The 9,736-nt window shown below is 67.1% G+C and carries 6 protein-coding genes and 2 rRNA genes; 3 read left to right on the top strand and 5 right to left on the bottom strand.

Annotated elements, in window-relative coordinates:
• Together rrf and AC56LG_RS24590 are read left to right on the top strand one after the other, a co-directional pair.
• A 5S ribosomal RNA gene (gene rrf / locus AC56LG_RS24595) occupies positions 1-91 on the top strand; the annotation flags it as partial.
• Positions 92-263: 172 nt separating this feature from the next.
• Positions 264-1,571 carry a metallophosphoesterase gene (locus AC56LG_RS24590; protein WP_497168660.1) on the top strand — a complete coding sequence of 436 codons (1,308 nt, stop codon included), beginning with the start codon at positions 264-266 and terminating at the stop codon, positions 1,569-1,571.
• Here AC56LG_RS24590 and AC56LG_RS24585 read toward each other — a convergent pair whose 3' ends face one another.
• Genes AC56LG_RS24585 through AC56LG_RS24565 form a run of 5 tightly spaced genes read right to left on the bottom strand, consistent with a single transcriptional unit; the run spans position 1,572 to position 9,044 of the window.
• Positions 1,572-2,720: a VWA domain-containing protein gene (locus AC56LG_RS24585; RefSeq protein WP_497168659.1), complete on the bottom strand. Its 1,149-nt coding sequence runs from the start codon at positions 2,718-2,720 to the stop codon at positions 1,572-1,574.
• Positions 2,710-4,941 (bottom strand): DUF5682 family protein, encoded by a 2,232-nt coding sequence (locus tag AC56LG_RS24580; RefSeq protein ID WP_497168658.1) that lies wholly within the window; start codon positions 4,939-4,941, stop codon positions 2,710-2,712. Before AC56LG_RS24580 ends, AC56LG_RS24585 begins: the two co-directional genes overlap by 11 nt.
• A 13-nt stretch (positions 4,942-4,954) precedes the next feature.
• The gene (locus AC56LG_RS24575) at positions 4,955-6,046 is read right to left on the bottom strand and encodes an ATP-binding protein (protein WP_497168657.1); all 1,092 of its coding nucleotides are present in this window, start codon (positions 6,044-6,046) and stop codon (positions 4,955-4,957) included.
• Positions 6,043-7,683 (bottom strand): DUF5691 domain-containing protein, encoded by a 1,641-nt coding sequence (locus AC56LG_RS24570; protein WP_497168656.1) that lies wholly within the window; start codon positions 7,681-7,683, stop codon positions 6,043-6,045. The genes AC56LG_RS24575 and AC56LG_RS24570 overlap by 4 nt, the downstream gene beginning before the upstream one ends.
• The gene (locus tag AC56LG_RS24565) at positions 7,680-9,044 is read right to left on the bottom strand and encodes an SWIM zinc finger family protein (protein ID WP_497168655.1); all 1,365 of its coding nucleotides are present in this window, start codon (positions 9,042-9,044) and stop codon (positions 7,680-7,682) included. The genes AC56LG_RS24570 and AC56LG_RS24565 overlap by 4 nt, the downstream gene beginning before the upstream one ends.
• A gap of 592 nt (positions 9,045-9,636) precedes the next feature.
• Between AC56LG_RS24565 and AC56LG_RS24560 the strand changes: the two genes are divergently transcribed.
• Positions 9,637-9,736, top strand: a 16S ribosomal RNA gene (locus tag AC56LG_RS24560); the annotation flags it as partial.

The raw sequence follows: 9,736 nt of genomic DNA, 5'->3' as shown, positions 1-9,736 counted from the left end.
TCCCACCCCTTCCCATCCCGAACAGGACCGTGAAACGACTTTGCGCCGATGATAGTGCTGCAACCAGTGTGAAAGTAGGTTATCGTCAGGCTAGTTATAAGAGAAAAACCCGCTCAGTGATCCGAGCGGGTTTTTTTTCGTCCCATGGTTTTGTTCGAGGCATGCATTCGAGACGCGTGTTTCGGCACTCTGTCGCAAACAGCAATTCCCTTCGCACCGCCCGGAATACGATCTCCCATCAATAATAAAATGGGGAGACGCGCATGAAACGGGTCAAGCTGGGAAAACGCTTGTTGATCGCCGTGCCGATATTGCTGCTGGCGATTCCGCTGGTATTGCTCAGCCTGGCCAGGCTCGAAATGACACCGAACGGCGTCCACACCCGCCTGCTGCTGCCCGCGGGACCTGACGCCAACATCGGCATCCACTTGTATTCCGGCAGCGGCGATACGCCCCACATTCCCGGTTTCCTCGACGGCCCGGTCGTCAAGCCGGCAGCCGGCGGCGCCTGGCACGCCACCTGGTTCTGCGAAAACGCCGTACACCGGCAAACCGGTAGCGGCGACCTGCTCGAGATCGCATGTGCCGGCCGCAAAACTGCCTACCCCGTGCATGCGTCGACACCGGTTCCGGCAGCAACCATCGGCACACCGGCGCGGATGCTGGTCCTGAGCGACATCGAAGGCAATGCCGCCTTCCTCGACGCCGCCCTGCGCGAACTGGGCATTCTCGACGCGGGTGGCCGCTGGACCTGGGGCGGCGGCCACCTCGTCATCGCCGGCGACGCGGTCGACCGTGGCCGCGACGTGTTCGCCGTGCTGTGGCGTCTGTATTCGCTCAACCTGCAGGCGGCGCAGCAAGGCGGCGCCGTCCACCTGCTGCTGGGGAACCACGAGCAGTATCTGTTGCGCGGGAATATGTCGCGCGCCAACCGCGAACACATCCATACCGCAGAGCGCATGGGTGGTTACAAGCAGGCGTTTGCGGCCGACACGATCCTGGGCGCCTGGCTGCGCCAGCAACCGGTCGTGCTGCAGGCGGGCAGGATCCTGGTGACGCATGCCGGCATCAGTCCCGAGGTGAGCGCGAATGGCTTGACGCTCGCCCAGCTCAACGATGCCCAGCGGCGCTACTGGCAGGGCAGCACGGCGCCGTCACCCGCCCTCGACGCGGTCCTTGGCCCAATCGGCCTGACCCAATACCGCGGCTATGTCGAAGACCTGGAAGGCGGTTATCCACGTGCGACGCCGGCCCAGGTGGCGCAAGCCCTCGACCGCTTTGGCGCCGATACCATTGTCGTCGGCCATACCCTGGTCAACCAGGTCACGCCGCTGTACGGCGGGGGCGTTCATGCGATCGACGTCAACAGCAACGGCGCCGCCTCCGAAGCCTTGTTGTTCGAACGCGGCGTGCCGCGGATCGTTCCCCTGCGTGCGCAGCGCCAGCTGCCGCCCGAGCGGCCTGCCGTCAGAACACGGCCGCTGAACCTGGCCGACATGCAGGACTGGCGCACCCTCGGCCGCTTCGTCGCGCGCAGCCGGGAACTGTCGCAGCTGTCGTATCCGTACTAGTCAGGCGCGTACGATCCCGGCCTGCGCCGCCCACTGCTCCAGGCTGCTGCGCTTGATCGCCGCCGCCATCAGGTCCGGGAACAGGTCGGGCGTGCAGGCAAAGCAGGGCGCGCCCATGGCCGCCAGCTTTTCCGCATTGTTGCGGTCGTACGAGGGCGCGCCGCGGTCGTCGAGCGCCAGCAGGACGATGAACTGCACGCCGCCGGCGATCATCGCCGCCGCCCGGCGCAGCATCTCGTCGTTCCTGCCGCCCTCGTATAAATCGCTGATCAGGACGAAAATCGTCTCCTTCGGCCGCGTCACCAATCCCTGCGAATAGGCGAGCGCGCGGTTGATGTCGGTGCCGCCGCCCAGCTGGGTACCGAACAGCACCTCGACCGGGTCCGCCAGCAGCGGCGTCAAATCGACCACCGCCGTATCGAAGACGACCACCGAAGTACTGACCGCCTTGATACTGGCCAGCACCGCCGCGAACACGCTGGCGTATACCACCGACGGCGCCATCGAGCCGCTCTGGTCGATGCACAGCACGATGTCGCGCAGCGCTTGTCCCTTGCGGCCGAAGCCAATGCGCGTTTCCGGAATGATGGTGCGGTAGTCCGGCTGGTAGTGCCGCAGGTTGGCGCGGATCGTGCGCAGCCAGTCGATTTCGTTATGGCGCGGGCGGCGGTTGCGCGTCGCCCGGTTCAAGCTGCCCGTCACGGCCTGGCGCAGCGGATTTGCCAGTTTCGCTTCCAGCTCGCGCACCACCTTGCTCACCACGGTACGCGCGGTGGCGCGCGTCTTGTTCGGCATGATGCGGTTCAGGCTGAGCAGGGTCGCCACCAGGTGCACGTCCGCCTCCACCGCCTGCAGCATCTCGGGTTCGCACAGCATCTGCTGCAGGCCGAGCCGTTCGAGCGCATCCTTCTGCATCACCTGCACCACGGTCGATGGAAAATACTGGCGGATGTCTCCCAGCCAGCGCGCCACGTTGGGCGCCGACGCACCGAGTCCGCCGCGCTGCCCGCCCGGCCCGGCGCCGTAGAGCGCGTCGAGGGCGCGGTCCATGGCCAGGTCGCCCGCATCGAGGGTGGTGGCGGCCGCCTCGCTGCCGAGCACGAGGCGCCAGCGCCGCGCCGCTTCCAGCTTGCCGGTGTCATTCTGCATCGATTGTCTCCGGCGCCGGAGCGCCCAGGATGTTGGCCAGGATGGGGAGCACGCGCCGCGCACGTACGGGATCGATTGCCGCAATTACCGTCAGTGCCGGCGCCGCCGCCACGCCGCCGCCATGCCGCGCGCGTTCGCCCAGCTGGCGCCGCTCCGGCGCGCTGAAGCTGCCGAAGGTACGCCGCAGCAGCGGCAGCAGTTCGATGAAGGTCTCCGCCGGCTGCGCCTGCAGCCAGCCATCGATGACTTGCCACAGTGCGTCGCTGTGTACCAGCAGCGCGCCGCTGCCCTGCAAAAAACCCTCCAGCCACTGGGCCGCGGCCAGCGGCGCCACCGTGCGCGAGCAGAGCAGCCCCAGCTGGCGGCTGGCTTCTTCCTGCGGCCAGTGCTGCTGTTCGGTCAGGATGCGCACGCAGCGTCCCTTGACCAGTGGATGGGCGGGCTCGCTGCGCGCGGTGGTTTCCAGTGCTGCGCACCAGCTGGCCAGGTGGGCTTCGTCCTGCAGCAGGCGGATCGCCGCGTCGGCGGCAACGAGCTGCGTGAACAGCTGCGCCGCCGCCTCGTCGGAGAGCGAACGGCTGCCGAAGGGGAGGGCGACACAGGCGCGCGCCACCAGGCCGCCGATCACACCGGCCAGCGCGCCGGTATCGGTGCCGCGCACGTTACCGTAACGGACCACGTTCGCCAGCGGCGGCAGCGCCGCCAGCAGGAAGCCCAGGTCCGCCGTCAGCGCACTGACATTCCGGATGCGCGCCATCACCGGCTGCACCGCCTCGCGCAGGTCGGCCAGCAGGATCTCTTCCATCAGGGCCGTCAGGTCGGACAGGTTTGCTGCCGCCGCGCCGCGGCTGATGGCGCAGTTCGTGGCCGCGCCTTCGAGGGTCGAACCCCAGACGCTCGCTTCGATTAGGCGGATCGCAAATTCCGGCTCCCAAGCCAGGCGCCATAATTCGTGGAAGGTGCCGCTCTTGCCGCGCACCACCTGGCGGCTGCCCCAGCGCACCCCGAGCAGCGCGAGCCGGTGCAGCAGCACGCTTTTCTCGAGGTGCGCCGGCTGGCGCAGATCGAGGTCGATATCGAGCGTATCCGCTTTCACCACCAGGCGCAGGCGTTTTTGCTGGGCCTGCACATCCTGGATCAGCGGCAGCGTCGGCACCTCGGCCGGTACTTCGCCGAGCCGGTCGGCGATTAACAGTTCGCGCCGGATCAGCTGCAGCGGCAGCTCGCTGTCGTAGCAGAACACGGCGCGCACCGCTTCCATCAATTCGTCCAGTCCCGCGCGCGGCCGCTCGCGCAGCGCCGCCAGGGTGTCGGCCAGGCGCGCCGCTTCGATGATGTGCGCGGACGACGCATCGAGGTCGTGCTTGCGCAGCAGCGTGGCGACGTCGGTGAGCCAGTGCAGGCCGGCCGCCTCGCGGCGTTGCCACAGGTGCTGGTACCAGCCCGGCGCCACCACGCCGGCGCCGTAGCCGCTGGCGAACGACAAGCGGCCGTAGCTCCAGGGCGTCCAGGTCGCCGCCAGCTTTTCCTTCGGCAGCCCCTTTAACAGGTCGGCATCGCTTTTCGCGCTCGGCAGGTGCGCCAGCGCCGGCACGTGCCAGGCGCCGCAAACCACGGCGATGCGCTGGCGGCCTTCCTTTTCGGCGGCGCGGATGGCGTTGCGCATATACGCTTCGCGGCGCAGTTCGGAGGGCGTATCGGGATGGCCCACCTGCGCGCGCACGACCGTCATCATTTCGGCGATCGCGCTGAACAGGTCGAGGCTGTCGCTGCGCTGCTCGACCAGGTGGTCCCACCAGGTTTCGCTGTCGCTGAAGCCGGCCGCCTCCGCCAGCCAGGCCAGCGGGTCGGCGCGCATGCCACCGGCTTCTGCAGGCGAGCATTCCTCCGGCGCCGCTTCGGCCGCAACCAGCCGGTGCGCCTGCGGCAGGTCGCAAAAGCGCACCGGCACCGCGTGCGCATTGGCATAGTCAATGGCTTGCCACTCCGGGGAATACTCGGCGAACGGGTAGAACACGGCGCGCTGCGGTGTCGCCGGTGCATACACCAGCAGGGCGCAGGGCGGCACCAGGCCCGGCTGGCCGATCCAGCCGAGCAGGCTGTCGGCTTCGGGCGGACCCTCGACCAGGATGCAGTCCGGCTGCAGCGCGGCGAGCGCCTCGGCCAGGCTGCGCGCGCAACCGGGTCCATGGTGGCGGATGCCGAACAGGTGAACGCTCATCGCTGGCCCGGCCTCAGTTCATCACGTCGCGGCAGGCGCGGTACAAATCCTTCCAGCCGTCGCGCTCTTTTACTACTGTCTCCAGGTATTCGAGCATGACCACGCGATCCTGGATCGGATCCTTGACGATCGCGCCGACCATGCCGGCGGCCAGGTCGGCGCCGCGCAGCACGCCATCGCCGAAGTGGGCGGCGAGCGACATTCCGTGGGTGATGACGGAGATCGCTTCGGCCGTGCTCATGCTCGCGCTGGGCGCCTTGATCTTGATCTTGCCGTCGGCGGTGGCGCCTTCGCGCAGTTCGCGAAACACGGTAACGATGCGGCGGATCTCTTCCAGCGCCGGCACCTCCCCGGGCAGTTCGAGCGCGCGGCCCATGCTGGCGACGCGGGTCTGGACGATGCGCACCTCTTCGTCGGCGCTGCGCGGCGGGGGCAGCACCACCGTGTTGAAGCGGCGCTTCAAGGCGCTCGACAGTTCGTTGACGCCGCGGTCGCGGTCGTTCGCGGTGGCGATAATATTAAACCCCTTCTGCGCCTGCACTTCGTCGTCGAGCTCCGCGATCGGCAGCACCTTTTCGGACAGGATCGTGATCAGGCTGTCCTGTACTTCGCCGGCGATGCGGGTCAGTTCTTCCACGCGCGCGATCCTCCCTTCGCGCATGGCGCGCATCACCGGGCTGGCCACGACGGCGTCGAGCGACGGGCCTTTCGAGAGCAGCTGCGCATAGTTCCAGCCATAGCGGATCGCCTCTTCCCCGGTGCCGGCCGTGCCCTGCACCACCATGGTCGAGTCGCCGCTGATCGCCGCCGCCAGGTGTTCCGAGACCCAGGATTTCGCGGTGCCCGGCACGCCCAGCAGCAGCAGGGCGCGGTCGGTGGCCAGCGTGGCGACCGCGATCTCGATCACGCGCGGGTTGCCGATGTACTTGGCGCTGATTTCAAACCCGTTTTCCAACGTGCCGCCCATCAGGTAGGTCGACACCGCCCAGGGCGACATCTTCCAGCGCGGCGGGCGCTGGCGCCGGTCGCTGGCAATCAGGGCTTCCAGTTCGGCCGCGTATTGCGTTTCGGCGTGTTGGCGAAGGACGGTGTCGAGTGCGCTCATGCAGGCTCCTGGAAAGAAGAGATCATCTCGTGGCGAAAGCGCACGACATGGAAAAAGGGTTCGAACAGCGATTGCCAGAAGGGAGAAGCGGCGCGTGGATCGGGCCACTTGCCGGCTTCTTCCAGCACCGCGGCCGGATCGAGCGACACCGCCAGCGCCTTGATGCCCCACTGCAGCGCCCATTGCTGCGGCTCCAGCGCCGCCAGGCCGCCCAGCAGGCGCTGCACGATGGCGCCGGACAGCGCGGCCGGCCAGGCCGGACCCGGTTCGGTCACCAGGTGCTGCAGCAATTCGAGCAGCGGGATATCCTTCTCGGTCCAGGTGCTGCCGCTCGCCTGCACCAGGTCGAAGAGGGCGGCGTGCATGGTCGCCGGCGGCAGCGCCAGGTAGAGCGGATAGGAGGGCGGCGCGCCCGAATGGAAGCGGCGGCCCTCGGTGTTGAGCCAGCGCCGGGTCCAGGCGGCCAGCCAGGCCAGCGTGCCGGGCGTCGCCGCCTGCGGCAGGTGCAGCGCGAGCGCCGAGGTCCAGCCGAGCAGCAGTGCCTCGGCGTAACCGCTGCCGGCGGCAAGGGCGAAGCATTGGTCGGGCGTCAGGGCGAAGCGGGTCGACCAGTACGCGGGATCGATGGCGGCCAGCATGTCCGCCAGCCAGCCCGTCTTTTCGCCCAGGCCCGCATGCTTGCTTTCGCCGATGCCGTCGCGCTCCATGGCGCTGTCGCATGCCGCCGGCAGCGTGACGGTCAGCATGGGGCCGGCGGCGCCATCCCTGTCCAGTTGCAGCAGCGCGTGTGCACGCGCGCGCATCCGTTGCGACAGCGCCGAGCCGGGCAATCTTGCCAGCAGTTGGCGCGCGACCACGCGCACGCCCTTGCGGCGGTCGTCCAGCGCGGCTTCCAGGAAGGGTTCATCATCCGCCGCCAGGTTGACGCCGAGGCAGGGAAGGAAGGCAGTGCGGTTTTCCGGCGGCTCCGCGGCCCAGCCCGATTGCAAGGCGGCGCGCGCGGCAGCGGGATCGCTGGCGCGCCATGCCTGCAGTGCGGCCATGCGCTCGTTGCGCTCGCCGTTATGCCAGATGTCCGCCAGCCGTTCCGGCGCGGGCAGGGCTTGCGCCCACGACCATGCCGGTTCGGCCTGCAGCAGCCATGCACCGCGCGTACCCAGCGCAGCGCGCACGCCGGGACGCAGCGCGGGATAGCGGGTCGCCAGGTCGAGCAGGTTCGGCAGGAAGCGTTCCGGCAAACGCGCGCCGATGGCATTCAGCAGTTGCAGCCACTGCAGCAGCAGGGGCGGTGCGTCGTTCGGGCCCAGCAAGTCCTTCAGGATCGATGCCGCCAGGGGCATGTCGTCCACACCCAGCAGGCGCGCCAGCATCGCTGCCGCCGCGCGCGGGCAGGGCGGCATCTGCTCCGGCGCACTCGGTGCGGCGCCTGCGGACGCAGCGGGCGGCGCATAACCGGCACGCGACCACAGGCGCTCGGCGCCGGCAGCCAGCCAGAGCTGGCGCTCGGGTGTGGCCGCCATATCGATGGCGGGCTGGACGATGGCGGCCAGTTCCGGCGCGAGACCGTCGATGGCCGCCCGTGCGCGCGCAGTGCCGACCAGCAGCAGTTTATGAAGCGGGGCAGGGTGCTGTGTCATGGAGTCAGGTCCGATGCGCCGAAATCCGTCTCGAAGTTGTAAAGCCGCCCGTCCTGCCAGGCGCTCAGCGGCAGCAGGCTGGCGCCATCCCACTCGCCGACCAGCGTCAGCGGATGGCCGCCGCTTAGTGCCAGCAGGTGCCGCCGATGGTGGAAGGATGCATGCAAGGTGAGCCGGTATCCATCTGCCGTATTCAATACCCGGCTGTCGGCCAGGTCGGGCGCGCCCGACAGCAGCAGCGGATAGCGCTCCAGGAAGGGCTGCGCGGCCAGCGCGGCGGCATAGCCGTCGAGCGCGGCGTCCAGCGGTAATGTGGCGGGCGCGGCGCCGGCCAGCGCGCGCAGGCCGGACGGTTGTTTGATCAGTGCGCGCAGGGGAAAGGCGCTCGGGTAGAAACACAGTTCGGCGTCGAACTCGGTGCCGGCCGCAAGCGGTACCTCGAAACCCTGGCCGCCGGCCGCGTAATGCAGCAGCAGCGCCCAGCGTCCGCTGGTGCTGCCGCGCAGCCAGGTGGCGCGCGCACGCAGGCGTCCTTCGTCAGTCGTGCTCTGGGCCACGACCTGCCAGCAATCAGGCAGCGCCGGCTGCGCGAGAACCTCTTCTTGCGGCACGGTCCACCCGGTCTGGATGCGCACGTCCGCCTGCAAGGCGGGTGGCAGCTGGCCGAGGCGCCCGTAGGCGTGGCTCAGCAGATAGAGCGCAGCGAGTTCACCACCCAGTTGTTGTTCCCAGTGCGGATTCGTGCTCTGAAAGCATAGTCCCGAGACCCGGCGCAGGCGCGCGGCCAGGCCGCCCGCCTGGGCGTCGACCATGCGCGCCGCAATCGTCTCCCAGTAGCCCGGCCCGCGCTCGCGCACGGTGGCCAGGCCGTTGCGCGCCAGGTCTTCCAGCCAAGTCTGCAGTTCGGCCAATCCCCGGGCGACATTCTGTTCGCGCTTCTCTTCGCGCTTGCGCGCCTGTGCGGCGGCGGCCGCCGCCTCTTCCGGCGTCGCCGGCACGGATTGCGCCGCCGCCTTTTCTTCTTTCTTTTCGCGGCGCTCGCGCCGGCCGGACAGCCAGTCCGCTACCCAGGCGGGTATTTCCGCAGTGGCGAAGAGTGCCGGATTGCCCGCATGCAGCAGGTACAGGCCGAGACCATGCTTGCAGGGGAACTTGCGGCTGGGGCACGAGCATTTGAAGGCGAGTTCTCCCAGGTCGATCTGGGTACGATACGGAACCTTGCCGCTGCCCTGGCATTCGCCCCACATGGCATCGCTTGTGAAGCCGAGTCCGCCCCATTTGGCTGGCGTCGACAATTGACTGCCGGCCTTGGCGGATGCGGCGTCGGGCGCGAGGGCGAGGATTTGTTCAGCGTTCAGCATTGCGGGAGACCATTCGGCACGGCATATCCTGGCTGGAACTACATGGTAATTAGTTACTATGAAGAATAAACTTAAATGCGCCTGTTGAGTATCCCTCGCGCGTATCTGTATTTTGTTTGGGCAATGGATGCATTCTTTGTAGAACGAAAAGTTCCGCCGTCCTCTTGCAGAGCGTGTGCCGCTTTGTTATAGTTCGCCTCCGCTTCGGCGCCGAGTGAAAAGCACAACGAAATCAAGTAGTTGAGCTGGCAACGGCACTACAGGAAACTGTAGCGAAGTAGAAAAAAGAAGTTGACGAGGGGTTGACGAAAAACGCGAAACACTGCATAATCTCACTTCTCTGCTGCTGACAAACAAAACGATTTGTCGCTGACAGCAAGATGCAGTACCGAACAAGTTCTTTAAAAATTAACAGTCGATAAGTGTGGGCGTTTGATGAGGGTGCCAGCTGACTAGTTCAGCTGATTACTTAAATTATCAAATGTTCACAAAAGTATTAAGCGTTGTCTCAGCAATGAGATGACGGTCAGTATCTTGAGTGAGCGACCCCTTAGCAATAAGGGTGACACGAAAGTGTCAACAAACAGAGATTAAACTGAAGAGTTTGATCCTGGCTCAGATTGAACGCTGGCGGCATGCTTTACACATGCAAGTCGAACGGCAGCGCGGGGCAACCTGGCGGCGAGTGGCGA

Source organism: Telluria sp. ZB2R32 (genome assembly GCF_059685715.1).
Note: the sequence above shows the minus strand (reverse complement) of the source record. Positions and strands in the feature narration are given on the sequence as shown.

What these genes read in the sequence shown, in the direction of transcription:
- AC56LG_RS24590 (WP_497168660.1), top strand. Translation starts at nt 264, where the DNA reads ATGAAACGGGTCAAGCTGGGAAAACGCTTGTTGATCGCCGTGCCGATA.
- AC56LG_RS24585 (WP_497168659.1), bottom strand. Translation starts at nt 2,720, where the DNA reads ATGCAGAATGACACCGGCAAGCTGGAAGCGGCGCGGCGCTGGCGCCTC.
- AC56LG_RS24580 (WP_497168658.1), bottom strand. Translation starts at nt 4,941, where the DNA reads ATGAGCGTTCACCTGTTCGGCATCCGCCACCATGGACCCGGTTGCGCG.
- AC56LG_RS24575 (WP_497168657.1), bottom strand. Translation starts at nt 6,046, where the DNA reads ATGAGCGCACTCGACACCGTCCTTCGCCAACACGCCGAAACGCAATAC.
- AC56LG_RS24570 (WP_497168656.1), bottom strand. Translation starts at nt 7,683, where the DNA reads ATGACACAGCACCCTGCCCCGCTTCATAAACTGCTGCTGGTCGGCACT.
- AC56LG_RS24565 (WP_497168655.1), bottom strand. Translation starts at nt 9,044, where the DNA reads ATGCTGAACGCTGAACAAATCCTCGCCCTCGCGCCCGACGCCGCATCC.